Source organism: Roseobacter sp. N2S, assembly GCF_031454055.1.
In the GTDB taxonomy this organism is placed as follows: Bacteria; Pseudomonadota; Alphaproteobacteria; order Rhodobacterales; family Rhodobacteraceae; genus Amylibacter.
This window is the reverse complement of record NZ_JAVDQB010000002.1, coordinates 137,567-161,275: the sequence shown is the minus strand read 5'-3', so window position 1 is coordinate 161,275 and position 23,709 is coordinate 137,567. Positions and strand designations below refer to the sequence as shown.

The window sequence follows — 23,709 nt, the reverse complement described above, 5'->3', positions numbered from 1 at the left end:
ATTGTGTGGTATTACACTGTTAGAATCAAACGAAATTAAGGGGCTTTTCCACATGGGAGACACGTCACGAAAACCTGCCAACACGCGCAAAGCGCATTGGAAACAGAACCCGGATGGCGTGAAAGAAGACATTTTACGGGTGGCTACCGAAGAATTTGCTGCCCACGGCCTGTCGGGGGGGCGTATTGACGAAATCGCCCGCAAGACAGAGGCTTCCAAGCGGATGATCTATTACTATTTCGGCGATAAGGACGGGCTGTATCAGGCGGTTCTGGAACGGGTCTATTCCACTTTGCGTGAAAACGAAGACGCCCTGAAGGTCGGTGATCTAGACCCTGTGGCTGCCCTGTCGCGACTGGTGGAAGCCACCTTTGAAGCCCACGCCAACACGCCGCTGTTCATTCGGCTGGTGATGATTGAAAACATTCACAACGCAGCTTATTTGCGTCGTTCGGAAATTATTCCGGGCTTGAATCGCTCGATCATCGACAAGCTGGATGACGTGTGCCAGCGCGGGAAGGAAGCGGGGTTGTTTCGTGCCAATGCCGATCCGCTGGAACTGCACTGGCTGATCAGCTCGTCGAGTTTTTACAATGTTTCGAACAAAGAGACCTTTTCCACCTCGTTCGGTGACACACTTTACACCGCACAGGGGCAGGCGCGGTTGAAACAGCGGGTGGTGGATATGATTCTGGGCTTGGTTGTTATCGGTTATGAACCGCCTTTAGTTGTCTCTGAGTAGCGAAAGCACCCCGCATCAGCCCCGTATAACCGCCGTATCACCCTGTTTTACGCACCGTCACATTGCGGTGGGTAATCGGGTTTCCGGTGTTTGAATCCACCAATATCGGGTCAATCGGACGGCCTGTTTCCTGTGACAGAATGGTCATGGCCGTTACGGTTTTTGGGGGCACGTTTTCCTCGGCCCAATCAATCAGCGTAACCAGAATGGGATACAGCGCCTTGCCCTGCTCGGTAAGACGGTATTCATAGCGCACAGGCCTGTCCTGATAGGGGTCTCGGCGCAATACGCCAGCGGTTTCCAGCTTGCGCAGCCTGTCGGCCAACACATGGCGGGTGATGCCCAAACGCTGTTGCATCTGGTCAAAACGGCGGATGCCCAAAAAGCAGTCGCGCACCACCATCATGGTCCAGCGATCCCCCAGAACAGACAGTCCGCGGGCCACAGGGCAGGGTTCGTTTTCAAGGGTGTCCCATTTCATTTCGTGATCCTAGCTTATGTTGACAGGTTCTGAAAGGGAACTTACTAAGAGTGAGTTCCAAAAAAGAACTTAGTGACCATAGAGTCACATCGGACACAAGATTTGAAACACAGAAACTTCGAGGAGGGTTTCAAAATGGGGGCCATGTTGCGGCGGACTTATGAATATGCGGATGTGGGATTTGATCCCGCCTCGGCGGTGCGGCTTTCCGGGCTGGACTACATGCGTGCCCTTGTGGCGGGTGAAATCGGCGCGGAGCCGTCGATCAACAACACAATGGGAATGATCCCGCCCCATCTGCTGGAATACGGAAAAACCGCGCTCGAGGCTGAACCGGGCGATTATCTGCTAAACCCCATGGGCACGGTTCATGGCGGTTTTGCAGCCACCTTGCTGGATTCCGTGCTTGGGATCGCAGTGCACACCACCCTGGAGCCGGGCATGGGCTTCACCACCGCCGAGTTGAAAATCAACTACACCCGCGCCATTCTGCCAAGCAGCGGGCGCCTGTTGGTCGAAGGCAACCTGATCCACCGCGGCCGTCGTATGGCCACATCCGAAGGCCGTATTATCGGCAAAGAAGACGGTAAATTATATGCCCATGGATCCACAACTTGTTTCCTGTTCCCCCTGAAACCCACAAGCGAATAGTTTTATGACCCCTTCGGATGCCCAAGCCCCCCTTTCTAATGCGAATGCCCCAAACGCTGCTCACTCCCCAGCGTTAACCCGTGCTGCTGCTTCTGCGGCGGCGCGGGCGGGGCGCACGAAATTGTTGCTGAACGGTCCGATCGGGCCAACACTGGCCAAACTGGCCGCGCCCAATGTTCTGGCCATGCTGGTGCAAGCCGCCATGAGCATTGCCGAGGGCGTGTTTGCCAGCCGATTGGGTGTAACGGCCCTTGCGGGGCTGGCGCTGGTGTTTCCCTTGGTGATGCTGACACAAATGTTGTCGGCGGGATCAATGGGGGGTGCGATTTCCTCGGCTGTGGCGCGCGCGCTTGGGGCAGGCAATACGGCGCGGGCTGGTGGGCTGGTTTGGGCTGCGTGGATCATCGCGATTGTAATCGCGGCGCTGTCTGCTATCCTGATGGCCCTGTTCGGGGCGACTATTTTTGGTCTGCTTGGGGGCGGGGGCACCGTGGTTGACGCTGCCGTTACCTATGCCTCTGTGTTCTTTCCGGGCTGCATTACCCTGTGGCTGTGCCATTCCACCCTAAGCGTCATTCGCGGTACAGGGAATATGGGCACGCCGTCTATCCTGCTGTTGCTGGTGTCACTGGCCACGATCCCGCTGTCTGGTGCATTGGCGTTGGGGTGGGGGCCGTTTCCTGCCCTTGGTATGGCGGGACTGGCGGCGGGGATGGTGATTTCTTATGGTGTGGGAACACTGGTTGCGGTGGGGTATATCGTATCGGGACGGGCAGGGTTAAGCCTGCAAGCTGAACGTCTGCACAGCGCCTTGTTCCGCGATATCCTGAGCGTTGGTATCATTGCTTCAATTAATTCCTTCCTGACGGTTTTGACCATCGTTCTGATGGTCGGCATGGTCGGGCGGCACGGCGCTGCGGCACTGGCGGGATATGGTTTGGGCGCACGTCTTGAATTCCTGATGATCCCTGTTGTCTTTGGTATCGGCGCTGCGATGACCACCATGGTCGGGGCCAATATAGGTGCGGGCAACAAGGAACGGGCGTTGCGCGTGGCATGGACGGGTTCATTTGCAGCGGCGGCGATTGTGGGCAGCATCGGTGCGATCGTGGCCTTTGCGCCAGACCTGTGGCTGGGCATTTTCCTTGACCCCCAAGACACCGAGGCGCTGGCCGCAGGGCGTTGGTATTTCCGCCTTGTTGCCCCGTTTTATGGTTTTTTCGGTCTGGGACTGGCGCTGTATTTCGCGAGCCAAGGGGCGAACCGCATGGGCTGGCCAGTGATCGGCAGTCTGGTGCGCATCAGTGTCGCTTTTAGTGGCGCGTTGATCATGACCAACTTCACCGATTGGGGGGTAGAGGGTGTCTTTGCGGCCATCGGCTGCGGAACGGTGGTCTATGGCACTGTGATGGGGGTGTCGGTGCGGATAACCCGCTGGCGTTAAGCAATCAGTGCAACATTCATGTGGGCCTGGCAGCGGCTTGGCCCACGGCAGGTTTCTTGTATCGCCGCTTTATTGGGCAAGTTTCACCGCTCCTGTGGGTTTTTAGGCAATTTCGGCCTGCGGTCTTCAATTGCACGGTTTGGTGCTGGCGAAATGCACCGTATCACGCGTAAGCACAGCCTGTGCAAACTGAGCTGAAAATACTGGTCGTCGAACCTGAACCTGCCAAAGCGCGTGAGATCATCGACGCGCTGATGGATGGCGGCTGGTCTGATGTGACCGTCATTGGATCGGCCGAGGCGCTGGTAACGACTCTGAAAAAGCAAGACCCTGACATCGTGCTGATTGATCTGGCCAATCCGGATCGCGACACGCTGGAACATCTTAGCTTTGTGTCCAATGCCAAATCCCGCCCTGTGGCGATGTTTGTGGACCACACGGATGAAGCCATGACACAGGCGGCGATTTCCGCAGGGCTAAGCGCTTATGTGGTGAACGGCTTGCAGATGGACCGGATCAAACCCGTGCTAGAAACTGCCATTGCGCGGTTTCGCATGTTTGAAAAGATGCAATCCGAACTGGACGCTGCCAAACGTGCGCTTTCAGATCGCAAAACCATTGATCGTGCTAAAGGGTTGTTAATGCAGGCCCGTAAAATCTCTGAAGACGAAGCCTACAACCTGCTGCGCAAGACCGCGATGGGGCAGGGACGCAAAGTGATTGAGGTGGCCACGGCCTTGGTCACCGCGGCGGATTTGTTGCAATGACCACCACCCCAATCGCCTGCGGTTATCTTCCCCTGATCGACAGCGCTCCTTTGATTATTGCCCAAGAATTGAAATTCGCCGCCGAGGAAGGACTGGATCTGCATCTGGTCAAACAGCCGTCCTGGTCGGCCCTGCGGGATCGGCTGGTTTTCGGGCATATTGATTTCGCCCATATGTTATCGCCCATGCCCATTGCTATGTCGCTGGGGTTGGGCGGGGCTTTCCCAAAAATTGATGCGCTGATGGTTTTGTCGGTGAATGGTACGGTGATTGGCACATCTACTGACCTTGCGGCACGGATGGGGCAGGCGGGCTGGGTCAACAGCTTTGACAACCCACAAGAAACCTCGGCAGCGGTGTTTGCCGCCAGCAGCAAACCGTTGCGGATCGGCGTGCCGTTTCCGTTTTCCATGCACCGTATGTTGTTGGAATACTGGCTGGCCCAAGACCCCGCATTTCAGGCTGATCGTGTGGACATTATCACGATTGCCCCGCCTAAAATGGCCGAAGCTGTGCGCAGCGGAATGCTGGATATGTTTTGTGTAGGAGAGCCGTGGGGATCCGTTGCGGCACAACAAAACGGGGCAGTTCTGGCCTTGCCGGGGGCGAGTATCTGGAAATTTGCCCCTGAAAAAGTTCTGGGCGCGCGTCATGACTGGGTCACCCAGAACCCCGAACTGTGCCATGCGATGATGCGGGTGGTCTATAAGGCGGCGAAATGGTTGGGACAGCCTGACAACATGCCTTTGGCGGTGGAAATCCTTGCCCGCAGCCAGCATCTGGACCTGCCGGATCATGCGATTGATCCAGCGCTAAGCGGCAACATCCAGACCAGTGCAGGGGCAGCGCTGACCAAAACCCGTCGGTTTTTAACCTTTCACGACAGCGCCGCCAACTTTCCGTGGCGCAGTCAGGCCTGCTGGATCGCGGACCGGATTGCGGCGTGGCACGGTTTGGATCAGGCCCATGCCCGCGCCACCGCCCGTGCCAGTTTCCGCAGCGATCTGTACCGCCGCGCTTTGGCGCCTATCGGGGTGGATATGCCGGGTGCTTCGGAAAAAGTCGAAGGGTCGATGACCCATCAAACCGCCGTAGCCTCAACCAAGGGCGAGATGATTCTCGGCCCCGACACTTTCTTTGATGGCGCTTTATTCGACATTGGTTCGGAAAAACTGGTCGGAAATTAGGCAAATGCTGCATTGCGGCGAAAAAATAGGCGCAAGCATGGGTTGAAACTTGCAAGCCAGCCGCTTGAATGCAACAACAGGGTCAGGGCAACGAAGCCTGATGATGCCAGCAACGATGCTAGCACCGACAAGAAGAGCAAAGCCGCTCGATTCATACATGCAATCCAATTGTGCATGTATCAATCGCGCGGCTTTTTTGCGTTCTGACACTTGCGATCTGACAGGGAAAAACAATGAAGAAAATTATTTGGCTGCTGGCCTCCACCGTTTTATCTACCTCGCCTGCATTAGCTGAAATGCTGGATGTTGAAAAAGACGAGCTGAAATTCGGCTTCATCAAACTGACTGATATGGCCCCTTTGGCCGTGGCCTATGAAAAGGGCTACTTTGAAGATGAAGGCTTGTTTGTAACGCTTGAAGCGCAGGCGAACTGGAAAGTTCTGCTGGATGGCGTGATTGACGGGCAATTGGACGGGGCGCATATGTTGGCAGGCCAGCCGCTGGCCGCGACCATCGGCTATGGCACCAAGGCCCATATCGTGACGCCGTTTTCGATGGATTTGAACGGCAACGGCATCACCGTTTCCAATGACATCTGGGAACAAATGAAACCCAACGTGCCGTTGATGGACGATGGACGCCCGCAACACCCGATCAGCGCAGCAGCCCTGACACCCGTGGTGGAAAGCTACAAAGATCAGGGCACGCCTTTTAACATGGGTATGGTTTTCCCGGTTTCCACCCACAACTATGAGTTGCGTTACTGGTTGGCAGCAGGTGGATTGCAGCCCGGCTATTATTCCCCCGAGGATGTCAGCGGTCAGATCGGGGCAGATGTTTATCTGTCCGTCACTCCGCCCCCCCAAATGCCCGCCACAATGGAAGCCGGCACAATTTTCGGCTATAGCGTGGGCGAGCCGTGGAACCAGCAGGCAGTGTTCAAAGGCATCGGCGTGCCTGTGATCACAGATTATGAACTGTGGAAGAACAACCCTGAAAAAGTCTTCGGGATCACCGCAGAATTTGCCCAAGACTATCCAAACACCACGCTGGCCCTGACCAAAGCCCTGATCCGCGCTGCAATCTGGCTGGATGAAAACGACAACGGCAACCGCCCCGAGGCGGTCGATATCCTGTCCCGTTCAGAATATGTGGGCGCGGACCGCGAAGTGATCGCCAATTCCATGACTGGCACTTTTGAATATGAAAAGGGTGACGTGCGTGATGTGCCTGATTTCAACGTGTTCTTTCGCCATTATGCGACCTATCCGTTCTATTCGGATGCGATCTGGTATCTAAGCCAGATGCGCCGTTGGGGGCAGATTGCCAAACCCCAGACAGATGACTGGTTCATCGACACCGCGAAATCCGTTTATCGCCCTGACATCTATCTGAAAGCCGCCCGTTTGCTGGTGGATGAAGATCTGGCCAATGAAGCGGATTTCCCTTGGGACAGTGACGGTTTCAAAGCCCCCACACCCGCCGAGGATGTGATCGACGCCATTCCCTATGACGGGCGCAGCCCCAATGCCTATCTCGACAGTTTGCCGATCGGCCTGAAGGGCCAGCAGATCGTCGTCGGTTCCAAAGTTCAAGGCTAACTCACAGGTGTCTCTCTGGCGGGAAACGTCAGAGAGGCCCCGGATTTTACAGGTTTCAAAATGACAGCTATCGACCCGGACAGCCTCCAATCGCAAGCCCGCCGCGCGCGGCTTTTCACCCGTATCAACAAAGCTGACGCTTGGTTCCAAGTGCTTGGTCTGGCGTGGGTGACACCCATCCTGAAAGCCGCCGCGGGCGATAACCCCAAGGGCCAGCTTTCTGAAATCTGGCGCCTTTTGGGGGTCCCTGTGCTGGCAATTTTGGTCTTTCTGGTGGCTTGGGGCACGCTGGCCCCCAAAGTGCAAACCTCACTTGGGGCGATCCCCGGGCCGGGGCAAGTCTGGGAACAAGCCGTCAACCTGAACAGTGACGCGATCCGCGAACGGGCCAAAGAAGCCGCATTTTATGACCGCCAGGATGTACGTAACGCCAAGCTGATTGCGGATGGCAAGGCGGATCGTGTGAAAGAGCGTGTCTATACGGGCAAGCCCACCTATTACCAACAGATTGGCACATCTATTATTACCGTGTTTTTCGGGTTTCTGATCGCCTCGGCTGTGGCTATTCCACTGGGGATTATGGCGGGTCTGTCGGCAACAGCCAATGCCGCGATCAACCCGCTGATCCAGATTTTCAAACCCGTCAGCCCACTGGCGTGGTTGCCGATTGTGACGATGATTGTATCCGCACTTTATGCCACCAACGACGGGATGTTTTCGAAATCCTTCCTTGTGTCTGCCATTACCGTGACCCTGTGTTCGCTGTGGCCGACGCTGATCAACACCTCCCTTGGGGTGTCATCCATCGACAAGGATCTGGTGAGCGTGTCCAAGGTTCTGAAAATGAGCACCTATTCCAAGATCACCAAACTGGTGCTGCCATCCGCTTTGCCATTGATCTTTACAGGGCTGCGTCTGTCCCTTGGTGTGGGCTGGATGGTCTTGATTGCCGCTGAAATGCTGGCGCAGAACCCGGGTCTGGGCAAATTCATCTGGGATGAATTCCAGAACGGATCGTCCCAATCGCTGGCCAAAATCATGGTTGCAGTCTTTACCATTGGGCTGATCGGCTTTCTGCTGGATCGGGTGATGTATGCGCTGCAATCCATGTTCACATTCTCGGAAAACCGGTGATCCCCATGAGCATTCTGAACTTCGACACGGTTTCCAAAGGTTTTGGCACAGGCACCCACCGCATAGAGGTGCTGCGCGACATCAATCTTGATGTGCAAGAGGGGGAGTTTGTGGCCATCCTCGGGTTTTCAGGCACGGGCAAGTCTACGCTGATGAACCTGATTGCTGGGCTGGAACAACCCGATAGCGGCAACATTACCTTCAAAGGGAAGCCGATCACGGGGCCGGGGCCAGAGCGGGGGCTGGTATTCCAAAGCTATTCCCTGATGCCATGGCTGACAGTTGGCGGCAATGTGGGGCTGGCGGTGGATGCGGTTTTCCCCAAACTGTCCAAATCCGAGCGCGAGTCCAAAATCGACCATTATGTGGGTATGGTTGGCCTGTCCCACGCCAAAACACGGCGTCCTGCGGAACTGTCAGGGGGGATGCGGCAACGGGTGTCTGTGGCCCGCGCCTTGGCGATGAGCCCTGAAATGCTGCTGCTTGATGAACCCCTGTCGGCACTTGATGCGCTGACACGGGCCAATCTGGCGGATGAAATCCTTGATATTTGGGAAACCGACAAAAAGACCTGTATCCTGATCACCAATGACGTGGATGAGGCGATTTTACTGGCGGATCGGATCATTCCGCTGAATCCTGATGGCACATTGGCCGATCCTGTATCTGTCACGCTGCCGCGCCCTCGGGATCGCGGGGCGATGAACCATGACGCAGGATTTAAGGCGCTACGGGCACAAATTACCGGATATCTGATGGATGTGGGCATCGCTGCCAAGGTCGAAGACACCCGCACGCTGCCCGATGTGACCCCGATCCACGGCGTCCCTGCGGCGGTCGCCGATGCGCAAAAGGGCATGATCGAACATCGCTATCTGGAATTCAGCCAGTTGCACAAAGTCTATCCGACACCCAAAGGTCCGCTGACCGTGGTCGAAGACTTTGATCTTAAGGTCAATCGGGGGGAATTTATCTCGCTTATTGGCCATTCGGGATGCGGTAAATCCACGGTGCTGACCATGGCTGCGGGGCTAAACCCGATCAGCAAAGGGTCTATCGTTCTGGACGGGGCCCATGTTGTGGATGCCGATCCCGAACGGGCCGTGGTGTTTCAATCGCCCAACCTGTTTCCCTGGCTGACCGCCAAGGAAAACGTGTCCATCGGGGTGGATAAAGTCTATCCCCGCGCGTCCCAAAGTGAACGTCAGGATGTGGTGGAATATTACCTTGAACGGGTCGGGCTGGCCGATGGGATGGATAAACTGGCCGCGTCCATGTCCAACGGAATGCGCCAGCGGGTCGGTATCGCGCGGGCCTTTGCCCTGTCGCCCAAACTGCTGTTGCTGGATGAACCTTTTGGGATGCTGGACAGCCTGACCCGTTGGGAATTGCAAGAAGTCCTGATGGAGGTTTGGTCCCGTACAAAAGTCACCGCAATCTGTGTGACCCATGATGTGGACGAGGCCATCTTGCTGGCGGATCGCGTGGTGATGATGACCAACGGTCCCCAAGCCACAATCGGCAAAATTGTCGATGTAAACCTGCCGCGTCCGCGCACCCGCAAGGCGCTGCTGGAACATCCTGATTACTACAACTACCGCGCTGAAGTTCTTGATTTCCTTGAGGAATACGAACACGGCGCCAAACCGAAACCCAAAGCCATGGCAGCGGAGTAACCCCATGAGACAGAAACTCGTCGTGATCGGCGCCGGCATGGCCTCTGGCCGTGTGTTAGAGCATCTTCTGGAGCAAAACCCAGAGGCTTATGACATAACCATTTTCAACGCAGAAGCCCGCGGAAACTATAACCGCATAATGCTAAGCCCCGTGTTGTCGGGGGATAAAACCTACGCCGAAATCGTCACCCATGACGACGACTGGTACGCCACTCACAACATCACCTGCCGGTTTGGCGAACATGTGGTGAAAATTGACCGCGAGGCCAAACAGGTGGTCGGCCAGAACGGTACGGTTGACTATGATAAACTGCTGATCGCCACAGGCTCTGCGCCCTTTATCATTCCCGTACAGGGCAAGGATTTGCAGGGCGTCATCACCTACCGCGATCTGGACGACACCAACGCGATGATCGAAGCGGCTGGCAAAGGCGGCAAAGCCGTTGTGATCGGTGGCGGCCTGCTGGGGCTAGAAGCGGCGGCTGGGCTGGCGGAACGGGGGATGGAAGTCACGGTTTTACACCTGATGGGCCATCTGATGGAACGTCAACTGGATGAATCTGCGGGCTTTTTGCTGCGCCGCGATCTGGAACAAAAGGGCGTCACGGTGATGTGCGGCGCGTCAACCGCTGCCATTCTGGGGGAAACCCACGTGGAAGGTGTGATGCTGGAGGATAACACCGGACTTGAGGCGGATTTGGTGGTGATGGCGGTGGGCATTCGCCCTGAAACCCGTCTGGCCAATGATGCGGCGCTGGATGTTAATCGCGGGATCGAAGTGAACGCGCAAATGCAGACATCGGATCCCGATGTTCTGGCTGTGGGGGAATGTGTTGAATTCAACGGCGCATTGTTTGGCCTTGTGGCACCGCTGTACGATCAAGCCAAAGTTGTGGCGCAAACCCTGCTGGATCAACCCGCTGTGTTTGTATCAAAAGAACTGTCCACCAAGCTGAAAGTCACGGGCTGTGATCTGTTCAGCGCTGGCGATTTTGCCGAAGGCGAGGGGCGCGAGGATATAGTGTTTCGCGATCCGGGCCGTGGAGTCTACCGCCGTTTGGTGCTTGAAGAGGACTGCCTGATCGGGGCGGTAATGTACGGCGATACCACCGACAGCAACTGGTTCTTTGGCCTGATCCGCGACAAAACCGAAGTCGCAGAAATGCGCGAAACCTTGATCTTTGGTCCGTCCTTTCAAGGAGGGTCCGCCGCGGACCCGCTCTTAGCCGTTGCAGCCTTACCGCGTGATGCGGAAATTTGCGGGTGTAACGGCATTTGCAAAGGCCAGATCGAAGACGCAATCAATGGGGGGGCGCATGATCTGGGCGCCGTGCGCGCCGTTACCAAAGCATCAGGGTCCTGTGGTACTTGCACGGGGTTGGTAGAACAGGTTCTGGCTGTCACGCTGGGGGATGATTTTGTACTGCCCACCAGCCAGCCGGTATGTGGGTGCACAGATATGACCCACGAAGACCTGCGCCGCATGATCAAAAGCCAAGAGCTGAAATCCATGCCAGCGGTTTGGCAGGCCTGCGGGTGGAAAACATCCTGTGGCTGCCATGTGTGCCGCCCTGCGTTGAACTATTACCTGCTGGCCGACTGGCCTGTGGAATACCACGACGATCCGCAAAGCCGTTTTGTAAACGAACGCAAACACGCCAATATCCAGAAGGACGGCACTTTCAGTGTGGTGCCGCGCATGTGGGGCGGGATCACCACGCCTGACGAATTGCGCGCCATTGCCGATGCCGCCGATAAATTCGCAGTACCGACGGTCAAGGTGACAGGTGGTCAGCGGATTGATTTGCTGGGTGTGAAAGGCGAAGACCTTCCGGCGATCTGGGATGATCTGAACAAGGCAGGCATGGTGTCAGGGCACGCCTATTCCAAAGGTCTGCGCACGGTGAAAACCTGCGTTGGGACCGATCATTGCCGCTTTGGCACTCAAGATAGCACCGGACTTGGCATCAAGCTGGAAAAGGCACTTTGGGGGTCCTGGACGCCTCATAAACTTAAACTTGGCGTATCAGGCTGCCCGCGCAACTGTGCGGAAGCCACCTGCAAAGACATCGGCATTGTCTGCGTAGACAGCGGTTTTCAGATCAGTATCGGCGGGGCTGCGGGCATGGATGTGCGCGAAACAGAACTGCTATGTCAGGTCGAAACCGAGGCCGAGGTGATGCAGGTCGTCATGGCCATGACCCAACTGTTCCGTGAAAACGCCAAATATTTGGACCGGATCTATAAATGGATGGCGAAAGTCGGGCTCGACTGGATCAAGGAACAGATTGACGACCTTGAAAACCGCACAGCTCTGGCCGAACGGTTCGAGCTGTCCCAATCCATCTATCGCAAAGACCCTTGGGCCGAGCATGTGAAAAAAGCTGACAGCTATCAAACCCTTGGCGATCTGACATTGGAGGCAGCAGAATGAGTACCCTCATGAACGACTGGATTGATATTTCCCCTCTGGACGCAATTCCGCAACGGGGCGCACGTCTGCTACGCACAATCCACGGCTGCGTCGCGGTATTTCGCACCGCCAAAGACGAGGTTTTTGCGCTCGACAACGCATGCCCCCATAAAAACGGTCCCTTGGCCGAAGGGATCGTGCATGGCAATGCCGTCACATGCCCGCTGCACAATTGGGTGATTTCACTGGAAACAGGCGAGGTGCAAGGGGCGGATGAAGGGCAGGTTGCCACATACCCTGCACGGGTTGAAGATGGCCGCATCTGGGTCGAGGCTTCTCGTTTGCGCCGGCGTGCCGTCGCATGACCCTGACGCGCACCACTTGTCCTTATTGCGGTGTCGGCTGCGGGGTTCTGGCCCGCGCGGATGGCACGATCCAAGGCGATCCTGATCATCCCGCGAATTTCGGGCGCTTGTGTTCCAAAGGGGCCGCCTTGGGCGAAACCATTGATTTGCAGGGACGTTTGCTACATCCGCAGATCAAAGGCCAAGATGCGGATTGGCCCGAAACGCTTGATCTGGTGGCGTCACGTTTCAGCGATGCGATCCGCGACCACGGGCCTGACAGCGTGGCATTCTACGTGTCCGGTCAGTTGCTGACCGAAGATTACTACGTCGCCAACAAACTGATGAAGGGCTTTATCGGCTCGGCCAATATCGACACCAATTCCCGCCTTTGCATGGCATCATCGGTGGCGGGCCATAAGCGGGCTTTTGGTACGGATACCGTGCCAGGAACCTACGCCGATCTGGAAGAAGCCGATTTGATCGTGCTGGTGGGATCGAACCTTGCATGGTGCCATCCGGTGCTGCACCAGCGGATTGCCGCAGCCAAAGCGGCGCGGCCTGATATGAAAGTGGTGAATATTGACCCGCGCAAAACCGCTACATCTGCGCTGGCGGATTTGCATTTACGCGTCAAACCCGACGGGGATGTGGCCCTGTTCAACGGGCTTCTGGCCTATCTTGCAGACACAAACACCCTTGATCTGGCCTATATCCACGATCATGTGAACGGCTGCAAAGCCGCCGTGGATCAGGCGCGGTACTGTGATCCGTCAGACACCGGCCTATCCCCGCAAGAGCTTACGCAGTTTTACCAGCTTTGGGCCGCCACACCAAAGGTCGTGACGGTTTATTCCCAAGGGGTGAACCAATCGGCCAGTGGTACAGATAAAGTAAATGCTATCCTGAATTGCCACCTCGCCACAGGGCGGATTGGCAGGTCAGGATGCGGTCCGTTTTCCGTCACGGGCCAGCCCAACGCCATGGGAGGACGCGAGGTTGGTGGGCTGGCCAATATGTTGGCAAATCATCTTGATATTGAAAATCAAGACCACCGCGAAAGGGTGCAGGGGTTCTGGAACAGCCCCACTATTTGCACAACGGCGGGCCTGAAAGCGGTGGATATGTTCCAAGCCTGCGCGGATGGAAAAATAAAGGCGCTCTGGGTGATTTCCACCAACCCCGCCGTCAGTATGCCCGATGCAGATGCCGTGGCCGCCGCCATTGGGACGGTGCCGTTTGTGGTGGTCTCTGACATTATGGCGCGCACGGATACCGGCGATCTGGCCGATGTTTTGCTGCCCGCAACAAGCTGGGGCGAAAAGGACGGCACCGTCACCAATTCCGAACGCCGCATTTCCCGCCAAAGGGCGTTTTTGCCCGCTCCCGGAACCGCGCGTCCTGATTGGCAGATCATTTGTGGCGTGGCCCAGCGCATGGGGTTTGCAGAGGGGTTCAATTACACATCCCCTGCCGAAATCTTTGCTGAATATGTGGCGCTTTCGGACCAGACCCGTGATTTTGGCAAAGACCTTGACCTATCGGTTTTTGCGGATGCAGATTATGCCGCGTTGTTGCCGACACAATGGCCCCGAAATGACAGTCGCTTCTTTGCGGACGGTCGGTTTTTCCATCCCGATGGCAAGGCGCGGATGCTGCCGGTTACAGCGCCAGAAACACTAGGATACACTGATTTTAAGGTGAATACGGGGCGCAACCGCGATCAGTGGCACACGATGACCCGCAGCGGAAAATCCCCTCGTTTGGGCGCGCATCTTGCCGAACCCTACCTTGAAATTCACCCCCAAGACGCGGCGGATTTATCGCTAAAAGCGGGGGATCTTGCAGCGTTGAAAAATCACCAAGGCCGCGCAATTCTGCGGGTTCTGATCACCGATCGCACCCCGCAAGGACAGGTTTTTGCGCCAATGCACTGGACTCGCCAGCGCAGTTCTGCGGGCACAATCAACAGCCTGACCCCGCCCGTGGTTGACCCGATTTCAGGCCAACCCGCCCTAAAAGCCGCCACAAGTACAATCACCAAGTTTTCGCCCCGTTGGTATGGCTTTGCCGCTTCAACACTCCAAATGCAGCCCACTCAAAGTTATGCCGCCATTGCACGCAGTTTGACGGGATGGCAGGGTGAATTTGCCGGCACTGACACCCCCCAAGATTGGGAGTCTCTGGCGCGGCAAATCTTAGGGCTTGAACAGGGTGAAATCGCGATTATGCAGGATCAAAACACACATCAAACACGCATTGCAATCCATCAGGACGGCATTCTGGCAGGCCTGTTCTTTGCAGGGCCGGCCCCTGTGTCTTTGGCCCGCTCTTATGCGGTTTCGCTGATCGGAACCGATACGCCGCCTTTGCAGGCGCTTGCAGGGCGCAGCGGGGCGGATCAGCCGGATCCGGGGCAAACCGTCTGTGCTTGTATGAACGTGGGGATCAACACCCTACGCGCGGCGATGAGCGCAGGGGCTAACTCGGTAGAATCCTTGGGCACCGTCACCTGTGCAGGCACCAGTTGCGGGTCTTGCAAGCCTGAACTGGCAGCGCTTTTGGCGCAAATCCAGATCCCGATGGCCGCAGAATGACCCTTGCTCCGTTTGTCCGTATCGTTGCCCAAGGCAAAGGCCGCGCCCGTGCCTTAACCCAAGATGAGGCCTGCGAGGCGATGGGGATTATCCTGTCTGGCACGGCAGCCCCCGAGGCAATCGGTGCGTTGTTGATGGTGCTGCGCCTGCGCGGCGAAACCGATGCGGAAATTGCAGGATTTACCGCAGCTTTGCGGGCCAATTCGGTGGTAAACCTTCCCCAAGCCGATCTTGACTGGCCCTGTTACGCCGCAGGGCGATCCCGCGGTGCGCCTTTGTTTGCGCTGGCCGCTAAACTGGTGACGCAAGCGGGGTATACAGTGGCGATGCACGGCTGGAACTCGCATCAGGACGGGTCGGCTGATTTACGAACCGCTTTAAACGACACTGGCCTGATCGGCGGCGGATTGCAGTATTATCCGCTCGAAGACCTAAGCCCCGTGGCGCTGGATGTGTTAAAATTACGCGACACGTTCAACCTGCGCTCTTGCATTAACACCGTGTTGCGCATGTGGAATCCGACCCACGCCAAGGCGATGGTGCAGGGGGTGTTTCACCCGTCCTACCGTGGTTTGCAATCTCGTGCGGCGGCTTTGCTTGGGGATGAAACATTGACCGTGATCAAAGGCGGCGGTGGGGAATTTGAACGCAATCCGGGAAAAGATATCGCCGTGTTCGGGCTGAAAAACGGTGTGGAACTGGATGAAACCGCCCTGACGTTAATTGATGAAAGCCGCCGTTTGCATGAACCTGACCGCGCTGTGGGGCTGGGGGAACTTTGGTCCGGACAGGCCGATGATCCCTTTGCGGTGGACACTGTGATCGGAACGGCGAGTTTGGCGCTGTGGACCTTGGGGGCACAGGACAGCATTGCCAAAGCCGAAACCATGGCCCGGGGGCTTTGGGCTGGGCGAAATGCACATAAAAGGGAAACCGAATGAAAACCTTTCCAATGTTTTTGCAAATGCAGGGCCGCCGCGTGGTTATTGTAGGGGGCGGTGAACAGGCAGCGCAGAAATGCCGTTTGATCCTGAAAACCCAAGCTGTGATCACCGTGCTGGCCCCAGCCCTAGAGCCTGAACTGGCGGATTTACACAAACAGGGGCGGATCGACTGGCAGACAGGCGCGATTGCGGCGGCAGATTTTCAAAATACGGCACTTGTGTTTATCGCCACGGGCTGTCCCGGTGCGGATGCAGCGCTTCATGGCATAGCACAGGCGGCGGGAGCTTTGGTGAATGTGGTAGACCAACCTGATCTGTGCGACGCAATCACACCGTCCATTGTGGATCGCAGCCCCGTGGTTGTGGCCATCGGAACCGAAGGAACTGCCCCCGTACTGGCGCGGCAAATCAAAACCCGCATGGAGGAATTGCTGGAGCCACGTTTGGGTGATCTGGCAACCATCGCGGGGCGGATGCGAGACCGCGCTGCGGCACGACTGGCCCCGCGCGAAAGGCGCGATTTGTGGCGCTGGGTGTTTAACGGCCCCGTGCGCCGCGCCCATGGAACTGGGGCAGAACGGCAGGCCGCGATGATGATCAAACAGGCCATCGACACGGCGCGTTTCGGTCAAACGGACGGTGGCAGCGGGAGTGTGGTACTGATCGGGGCAGGGTCAAGGGATACAGACCTGATGACCCTGCGCGCTGTGCAACGGCTACAAGAGGCGGATGTGATTTATTACGACAGGTTGGTTGCGCCGGAAATCCTGGAACTGGCGCGACGGGATGCGGAACGGGTGTTGCTTGGCGGCGCGGTTGCGGGGCAGCACTGGCCGACTGACAAAACCACAGGCGTTTTGATCGCAGCCGCCCGTCAGGGCTTGCGAGTGGTGTATTTGTACAGCGCAGATCACGCAGCGGACCACGGGGTTCTGGCCGGGGTGAAGGCGTTAAAAACCGCGCAGATCGCCTATGAAATTGTGCCTTGTGTGACACCTGCTGAGCCCCCTCAAAGGCAAGCATTAACCGGCTAGGCGGGCTGGTTGACCAGTGGGGCGGCACTGTGCCAACGTAGAAGCGAAATCATTTATCGGGATTGTCGCTTTGAAAAACCTTTTCACCACAGCAGCATGTTGTGCTGCCTTTTTCCCCGCTTTTGCCAGTGCTGATGCGTTTGGTACGGTTGGCCTGTCTCTGAACGGAGAAACGCAAACCTGGTACACGATTGCGAACAGCAGCGGGGCTGATCTGTCCGCTACGGCAACCTTCACAAACAATTCCAGCCTGTCCAGTCTAAGCATTCAGGCCCATCCCGAACCGGCCTATTCAGCGGAAAAAGTGCTCAGCCTGACGCTAACTTATTATGGCGCTTATGAAACTGGAAAAAACCCGATCTCCACAGAGGTCGTCTACCTGACTGAAGGGGTTCGAAACCCGTTTTATACAAGTGACGGCGTGGCAGCCACGCCGAACGTATCCATCGAAATATTGGAAGATGGTGAAAACCCCGGACGTGTGACGGGGCAATTCGCAGCGAAAATATGCCTGCTTAAAGAACTTTCAGGAGAGCCTGATCCAAATGACTGTAAAGACATTAGCGGTCGGTTTGATACGGGGATCCTCATCCAGTAATTTGGATTATAAATGCGGAACGTAGCTGCTTTGGGGCGATCCAGTGTCTATTTGAACCCGATTCCAGTGGGTAAATGACACAACGCTAACTCCGCTGCTAACACTGCCAGCAACACTGCAATTGCTTTTGGACATGTGCGCGTCGATAGTCGTGCCATGGACATCACACTTATCAAAACCTTTATCGAAGTCGCCAACGCAGGATCGTTTGTATCGGCCTGCGATCGTCTTTTTGTCACCCAATCCGCTGTCAGCTTACGGATTCAGCGGCTGGAAGACAGTCTTGGCCACCCGTTGTTTATCCGCTCAAAGGCAGGGGCGATTTTGACGCCTGCTGGCGAGCAGTTTGAACGATACGCCCTTAGTCTTTTAAAAATATGGGAAGAAGCCCGCCAGCAAATCGCCATCCCCGAGGGCTATTCCCGTGCGTTTTTCGTTGGTGCGCAATATTCCTTGTGGCCGCGGTTGGGGTTTCGCTGGCTTGATGCCATGCAATCGGCCATGCCAGAGCTGAGCTTTCATGCCGAACTGGGGATGCCGGACCGGATCACACGGTTTCTGATCGAGGGCGTGGTTCACGCAGCCCTTTTATACACCCCGCAACTGCGTCCGGGGTTGATTGTAGAACCTGCGCTGGATGACGAATTGATTTTAGTCGCGTCCTATCCCGATGGTTCGGTTGCGGATAAAAAAGACTATGTGGCGGTGGATTGGGGGCCGGAATTTACCCATGCGCTGGCCATTGCGGTGCCGCATTTAACCGATTCCGGTCGTTCAATGGCGCTTGGGGCGCTTGCGGCCGAATATATCGTGAACCGTCGCGCCTCGGCTTATCTGCCCGCGCGTTCGGTGCAGCGCTATCTAACCAGTGGAAAACTGCACGTTGTGGCAGATGCACCACGGTTTCCTTACCCGTCTTGGATGGTTCTGCGCGAAGATTTGGATGAAGATCTAGCGGCGCTTGCCCGTTCCACTTTGTCAGAAGTGGTGCAAGCGGCTGAAATCGAACAGGAAAACCTGGTGGAGGATTTAGAAGCCATGACTGATTTTACCCGGTATCAAATGGATATAAAGGCAAGTGAGTAATTCTCGGATTATGCCTGATTAATCTGAATTATACTCTTGTTAAGCCGGGCCTTATACCACCCTCAGCAGAGATGCTTCCGCCCCAACACTCGGCGCGGATCACCTTTTTGGGGAAAGGATAATCCCATGAACACAGTTCTTAAACTTGCAGGCGCATCCGTGCTGGCAGTTATCGTTGCAAACCCTGTTTTGGCACAAAATACACTGACAGGTGTTCAGGCTTTGAATGACCAAATCGACGATATCACAACCGAGGTCGAACGCGATCAACGCCGTGGCCAAGACGACGAGCGTTTTGGACCGAATGGCGTGGCCCAAGGCTGGCGCGGTTCGTTCGCGCTGACCGCTTCTGGTACATCCGGCAACACAGACACAGGTGAATTGTCTGGCGCAGGGCGTTTGACATTCGGCGTTGGCTCTTGGAACCACCTTGTTGGTTTTGCAGTAGAATTTGGCGAAGCCAATGGCGTGCGCAATGAAGAGAAATTCTTTGGCACCTATGAAGCAAGCCGCTACTTCTCGCCTGAATTTTACATGTTCGGCCTTGGTCGTTTTCAGTACGATGGTCTGCTGACCAACAATGCTGGTGCGGTTCTGCCGGGTTCGGAAACAGATGCGTTTTTGGGCTTTGGTCCTGGCTACCGTGTGATCAACAATGCCAACCACACATGGCGCGTTCAAGCGGGCCCGGGTGCGCGGTATTTCAAAGACGCCAATGGCGTGTCTGATACAGAAGTCGGCTTTATCGCGTCATCACGGTACTTTTATGCCTTCACAGATACTGTTTCCTTCACAATGGATACAGATATTCTGGGCTCTAGCGTAAATACCGTCTTGTCCAACGATGCGGGGGTCAACTTCAAGGTATCTGATAGATTGTCTACCCGCGTCAGCTTGCGGACCGATTATAACACCGATCCGACAGCGGGCCTGCAATCCACTGACAACACAATCGGGTTGTCTTTGGTTCTGGGCTTCTAAAAACGGGTTGAGTTTCGCGGGGATGTTAGGCCCCGCGAAATTTCGAAACGGATTGAAGGATGGGGCAACCCATCCTTCTTTTTTGTCTGCTATTCAGCAGGTTGGGCCAGTTTCAACACGAACGGCCCAATTCCGTCGACAATCGCAGTGACGCCTTGTTTATTCGGGTGAATCCCATCGGCCTGCATGAAAGTGGCCAATGGGTTTTGCGTATCAATCACGCTGCGCAGCCCACCAAAAAAGTCCTGATACAGCGGCACATCGTATTTGGCTGCCAAATCCACATACATGCCGTCAAATTGCTGTTTGTATTGCGCGCCATAGTTCGACCCCGCCACAATCCCGATCAACAGCATACGCACACCAGCCTGTTGTCCTGCGGCTAGGATACTGTCGAGATTGGCACGGCTGACGGCAGGATCAAGGCCGCGCAGATAGTCGTTGCCGCCCAAGGTCACGATCATCGCGTCTACATCGTTGGTCAGGGTCCATGCAACCCTTGCCCGCCCGCCCGCCGTGGTATCCCCTGAAACGCCGGCATTTTTTACCTTAACATCGGCGCCCTGTGCAGCCAGCCAAGCCTGAAGTTGCGGTACAAACCCGTCACTGCGTGCCAACCCGTAGCCGGCTGTCAAACTGTCGCCCAAGGCGGCTATCGTCACGGTTTGCGCATTAACTGCGCTGACAGTCACAAAAAGGGCGAAACCAAGGTTGCGAAGCTGCCCCAAAGCCCCATATCCATGACTGACCAAGCGATTAAAGGCAGCTCTTATGACCGACCCAGTTCTTACCCTGACCCATGCAAACCTGTCATTGGATGGAAACGCGGGGCGGGTCGATATCCTGCATGATGTGTCGCTAGAGGTGGCAGCAGGGGAAACTCTGGGGCTGGTCGGGCCAAGTGGGTCAGGCAAATCATCGCTCCTTATGGTGATGGGCGGGCTGGAACAGGCCACATCCGGCACGATCATGGCTTTGGGCCAGGACCTGACTGCGATGAATGAAGACCAGCTTGCACGCTTTCGTCGGGATAATATGGGGGTGGTGTTCCAATCTTTCCACCTGATACCGACAATGACGGCGTTAGAAAATGTTGCAACCCCGCTGGAACTGGCGGGCGCGCGGGATGCTTTTGATCGGGCCGAGGCTGAATTGCGTGCGGTTGGTTTGGGGGATCGGATGGATCACTATCCCAGTCAAATGTCAGGAGGCGAACAGCAGCGTGTGGCGCTGGCCCGTGCCTCGGCGCCTCGCCCACGCATATTGCTGGCGGATGAACCCACAGGAAATCTGGATGAAACCAACGGTGAAGCGATTATGGATCTGTTGTTTGGTTTGCGTGATCGCCACGGGGCTACATTGATCATCGTCACCCACGCCAATGATCTGGTGGTGCGCTGCGACCGCGTGGTGCGTTTGCGCGACGGGCGGGTTGAAACCGCGCAAGCAAATTCCGCAGAAACAAAGGCAGCAGAATGAGCCTGCGTATCGCGGCGACTTTTGCCCGTCGGGAATTGCGCGGCGGTTTGCGCGGGTTTCGGGTGTTCTTGGCCTGTCTCGCACTTGGTGTGGCGGCGATTGCGGCTGTTGGTACGGTTAGATCCGGCATTGAAGCGGGGCTAAAACGGGACGGCGCTGCCTTGTTGGGCGGCGATGCCGAAGTGGAATTTACCAACCGTTTTGCCAGTGATGCAGAACGGGCGTGGCTGGGGGAAATATCAGACGCGATTTCCCAAACCGTTGATTTCCGGTCGATGGTTGTAGTGGACCGCGCCGCAGGGGCCGAGCGGGGGCTGACCCAAATTCGCGCGGTGGACGGGGCTTATCCGTTGATTGGCGCGGTGCAGTTGGAACCAGATATGCTGCTGGCCGATGCTTTGGCGGGGCAGGGTGCGGTGATGGAGCGGGTTCTGGCCGACAGGCTGGGGCTGGCCGCAGGCGATACGTTTCGGCTAGGGGCGCAAGATTTTACACTAAGTGCCATCCTTGCCCGCTACCCCGACAATGCCTCTGGCGGCTTTGGTCTTGGGCCGCGCACAATTCTGCGCACCGAAGCACTGGAGAATTCCGGTTTGCTGACCGAGGGTACGCTGTTTTCAACCCAATACCGCCTTGATCTGCCGCCCGAAGCTGATCTGCAATCTCTGAAAGAACAGGCCGAGACCCGCTACCGCGACAGCGGTCTGCGCTGGCGCGACAGCCGGCGCGGGGCAGGCGGGGCGGAACGTTTTGTCGAACGGATCGGCGCCTTTTTGATCCTGATCGGCCTGTCGGGGCTGGCTGTGGGCGGGGTTGGCATTGCCTCGGCGGTGCGGGCCTATCTGGCGGGTAAAACCAATGTGATTGCCACGCTGAAAACCCTTGGGGCCACACGGCAGACGATTTTTCTGACCTATTTCCTGCAGATCGCTGTTCTGACCCTGATCGGTGTGGTCATCGGGGTTGTGATCGGGGCAGGCTTGCCCCTGTTGTTTGCGCCTTTGATCGAAGAACAACTGCCAATTCCCGCCGCATTCGCCATCTATCCCGCCCCCTTGATAGAGGCAGCGGTTTATGGCCTGTTGGCGTCCCTGATCTTCACGCTCTGGCCGTTGGCCAAGACCGAAGATATCCGCGCGGCTACCTTGTTTCGCGATGCTTTTTCGGGGTCCAACACCCTGCCAGCCCCCCGCTATCTGATGGCACTGGTGGGGTTGGTTGCGGTTCTGGTCGGCCTTGCTGTCTGGTTTTCAGGTACGGTGCAATTGACCCTTTGGACGGCAGGCGGGATTGCGGGATCGCTGGTTATTCTGGTGCTCGCTTCATTTTCTATTCGCGGGATCGCCCGTTTGATGCGCCGTCCCACGCGGGGTCATACTGCCCTGCGGTTGGCTTTTGGGGCGATTGGCGCAAGGGGCGGGGAGGCCACATCCGTTGTCTTGTCCCTAGGCCTTGGCCTGACCGTTCTGGCGGCTGTCGGACAAATCGACGGCAACCTGCGCAATTCTTTTGCCAACGAACTGCCAGAACTTGCCCCCAGCTATTTCTTTGTGGATATCCAACCCGATCAAATCGACGGGTTCCGCGCCCGACTGGCCACCGACCCGCTGGTGCGTAAAGTGGAAAGCGCACCAATGTTGCGCGGTGTGGTGACACGGATCAACGGCCGCCCCGCCGAAGAGGTTGCAGGTGGCCATTGGGTCATTCGCGGCGATCGCGGTCTGACCTATGCAGGCGCGCAACCCGAAGGCACCACCGTCACGCAAGGTGAATGGTGGCCCGAAAACTACACTGGCCCGCCACTGCTGAGCTTTGCGGCAGAAGAAGCTGCCGAGATCGGTTTGGATCTGGGCGATGAAATCACCGTCAACATTCTGGGCCGCGACATTACCGCCACCGTCGCCAACTTCCGAGAGGTCAGTTGGGAAAATGCAGGCATCGGTTTTGTCATGACCTTGGACGAAAACGCACTGGCGGGCGCCCCCCATAGCTGGATTTCAACGGTCTATGCAGAACCACAGGCCGAAGCAGCCATCCTGCGCGATCTGGCCACCGCCTATCCCAACATCACCGCAATCCGCATTCGCGACGCCATTGCCCAAGTGGTTGAATTGGTCGAAGGGATCGCCGCGGCCACCCGCTATGGTGCGTTAATTACCCTTGTCACAGGTTTTCTTGTTCTGATTGGCGCTGCGGCGGCAGGGGAGCGGGCGCGGGCCTATGAAGCCGCCGTGCTAAAGACCATAGGAGCGTCGCGGGCGCAAATCATGGCCAGCTTTGCCCTACGCGCTGCACTATTGGGGCTTGCCGCGGGGATCATAGCCTTGGGCGCTGGTATTCTAGGAAGTTGGGCGGTTTCAATCTTTATCATGGAAACCCATTACACTGTGATCTGGGCCAATGCCGTGCTGATTATTGGCGGCGGCGTGCTGGCATCATTGCTGGCGGGCTTGGGATTTGCATGGCGGCCCTTATCTGCAGCCCCTGCGCGGGTGTTGCGCGCGCGGGATTGATCGCAGTCGCTCTGCTGCAAAAGAAATGGCGCTGGAA

Annotated in this window: 20 protein-coding genes; 18 read left to right on the top strand and 2 right to left on the bottom strand. The window is 56.6% G+C overall.

The window, feature by feature from the left end; genetic code table 11:
- The first annotated feature begins 52 nt into the window (after positions 1 to 52).
- The gene (locus GGE09_RS06735; RefSeq protein ID WP_309745185.1) at positions 53 to 742 is read left to right on the top strand and encodes a TetR/AcrR family transcriptional regulator; all 690 of its coding nucleotides are present in this window, start codon (positions 53 to 55) and stop codon (positions 740 to 742) included.
- 37 nt (positions 743 to 779) lie between these two features.
- On the opposite strand, the gene GGE09_RS06730 is transcribed toward GGE09_RS06735, so the two are convergent.
- Complete coding sequence (locus tag GGE09_RS06730) at positions 780 to 1,223, bottom strand: helix-turn-helix domain-containing protein (RefSeq protein ID WP_309745183.1); 444 nt, start codon at positions 1,221 to 1,223, stop codon at positions 780 to 782.
- Between the two features lie 135 nt (positions 1,224 to 1,358).
- On the opposite strand from GGE09_RS06730, the gene GGE09_RS06725 reads away from it, so the two are divergent.
- The 15 genes from GGE09_RS06725 (at position 1,359) to GGE09_RS06655 (ending at position 19,680) form a co-directional block, all read left to right on the top strand.
- Complete coding sequence (locus tag GGE09_RS06725; RefSeq protein ID WP_309745181.1) at positions 1,359 to 1,874, top strand: PaaI family thioesterase; 516 nt, start codon at positions 1,359 to 1,361, stop codon at positions 1,872 to 1,874.
- A gap of 4 nt (positions 1,875 to 1,878) precedes the next feature.
- Complete coding sequence (locus GGE09_RS06720; RefSeq protein WP_309745179.1) at positions 1,879 to 3,318, top strand: MATE family efflux transporter; 1,440 nt, start codon at positions 1,879 to 1,881, stop codon at positions 3,316 to 3,318.
- Between the two features lie 182 nt (positions 3,319 to 3,500).
- Positions 3,501 to 4,085, top strand: a complete 585-nt coding sequence (locus GGE09_RS06715; RefSeq protein WP_309745177.1) for an ANTAR domain-containing protein — start codon at positions 3,501 to 3,503, stop codon at positions 4,083 to 4,085.
- Positions 4,082 to 5,272 carry a CmpA/NrtA family ABC transporter substrate-binding protein gene (locus tag GGE09_RS06710; protein ID WP_309745175.1) on the top strand — a complete coding sequence of 397 codons (1,191 nt, stop codon included), beginning with the start codon at positions 4,082 to 4,084 and terminating at the stop codon, positions 5,270 to 5,272. Before GGE09_RS06715 ends, GGE09_RS06710 begins: the two co-directional genes overlap by 4 nt.
- 233 nt (positions 5,273 to 5,505) lie before the next feature.
- Entirely contained in the window at positions 5,506 to 6,873 is a 1,368-nt protein-coding gene (locus tag GGE09_RS06705; protein WP_309745173.1) for a CmpA/NrtA family ABC transporter substrate-binding protein, read from the top strand.
- 60 nt (positions 6,874 to 6,933) lie between these two features.
- A complete protein-coding gene (locus GGE09_RS06700; protein ID WP_309745171.1) occupies positions 6,934 to 8,007 on the top strand; it encodes an ABC transporter permease in 1,074 nt (357 codons plus the stop codon).
- 5 nt (positions 8,008 to 8,012) lie between these two features.
- Positions 8,013 to 9,683 carry an ABC transporter ATP-binding protein gene (locus GGE09_RS06695; protein WP_309745169.1) on the top strand — a complete coding sequence of 557 codons (1,671 nt, stop codon included), beginning with the start codon at positions 8,013 to 8,015 and terminating at the stop codon, positions 9,681 to 9,683.
- A 4-nt stretch (positions 9,684 to 9,687) separates the two neighbouring features.
- Entirely contained in the window at positions 9,688 to 12,117 is a 2,430-nt protein-coding gene (gene nirB / locus GGE09_RS06690) for a nitrite reductase large subunit NirB (protein ID WP_309745167.1), read from the top strand.
- Positions 12,118 to 12,125: 8 nt separating this feature from the next.
- Complete coding sequence (gene nirD, locus GGE09_RS06685) at positions 12,126 to 12,461, top strand: nitrite reductase small subunit NirD (RefSeq protein WP_309745795.1); 336 nt, start codon at positions 12,126 to 12,128, stop codon at positions 12,459 to 12,461.
- A complete protein-coding gene (locus GGE09_RS06680; protein WP_309745166.1) occupies positions 12,458 to 15,037 on the top strand; it encodes a molybdopterin-dependent oxidoreductase in 2,580 nt (859 codons plus the stop codon). Before nirD ends, GGE09_RS06680 begins: the two co-directional genes overlap by 4 nt.
- A complete protein-coding gene (locus tag GGE09_RS06675; RefSeq protein ID WP_309745164.1) occupies positions 15,034 to 15,978 on the top strand; it encodes a glycosyl transferase family protein in 945 nt (314 codons plus the stop codon). Before GGE09_RS06680 ends, GGE09_RS06675 begins: the two co-directional genes overlap by 4 nt.
- Positions 15,975 to 17,015 carry an NAD(P)-dependent oxidoreductase gene (locus tag GGE09_RS06670; RefSeq protein ID WP_309745162.1) on the top strand — a complete coding sequence of 347 codons (1,041 nt, stop codon included), beginning with the start codon at positions 15,975 to 15,977 and terminating at the stop codon, positions 17,013 to 17,015. Before GGE09_RS06675 ends, GGE09_RS06670 begins: the two co-directional genes overlap by 4 nt.
- A gap of 70 nt (positions 17,016 to 17,085) precedes the next feature.
- Positions 17,086 to 17,613, top strand: coding sequence for a hypothetical protein (locus GGE09_RS06665; protein WP_309745160.1), 528 nt, complete (start codon positions 17,086 to 17,088; stop codon positions 17,611 to 17,613).
- Positions 17,614 to 17,769: 156 nt separating this feature from the next.
- The gene (locus tag GGE09_RS06660; RefSeq protein WP_309745158.1) at positions 17,770 to 18,699 is read left to right on the top strand and encodes a LysR family transcriptional regulator; all 930 of its coding nucleotides are present in this window, start codon (positions 17,770 to 17,772) and stop codon (positions 18,697 to 18,699) included.
- A 126-nt stretch (positions 18,700 to 18,825) separates the two neighbouring features.
- Positions 18,826 to 19,680, top strand: a complete 855-nt coding sequence (locus tag GGE09_RS06655; protein WP_309745156.1) for a DUF481 domain-containing protein — start codon at positions 18,826 to 18,828, stop codon at positions 19,678 to 19,680.
- 89 nt (positions 19,681 to 19,769) lie between these two features.
- Here the strand turns inward: GGE09_RS06655 and GGE09_RS06650 are convergent, their stop codons facing one another.
- Positions 19,770 to 20,408, bottom strand: a complete 639-nt coding sequence (locus GGE09_RS06650; protein WP_309745154.1) for an arylesterase — start codon at positions 20,406 to 20,408, stop codon at positions 19,770 to 19,772.
- A 43-nt stretch (positions 20,409 to 20,451) separates the two neighbouring features.
- Between GGE09_RS06650 and GGE09_RS06645 the strand changes: the two genes are divergently transcribed.
- Together GGE09_RS06645 and GGE09_RS06640 are read left to right on the top strand one after the other, a co-directional pair.
- Positions 20,452 to 21,159, top strand: a complete 708-nt coding sequence (locus GGE09_RS06645) for an ABC transporter ATP-binding protein (protein ID WP_309745152.1) — start codon at positions 20,452 to 20,454, stop codon at positions 21,157 to 21,159.
- Positions 21,156 to 23,672, top strand: a complete 2,517-nt coding sequence (locus tag GGE09_RS06640) for an FtsX-like permease family protein (RefSeq protein WP_309745150.1) — start codon at positions 21,156 to 21,158, stop codon at positions 23,670 to 23,672. The genes GGE09_RS06645 and GGE09_RS06640 overlap by 4 nt, the downstream gene beginning before the upstream one ends.
- Positions 23,673 to 23,709 lie beyond the last annotated feature (37 nt).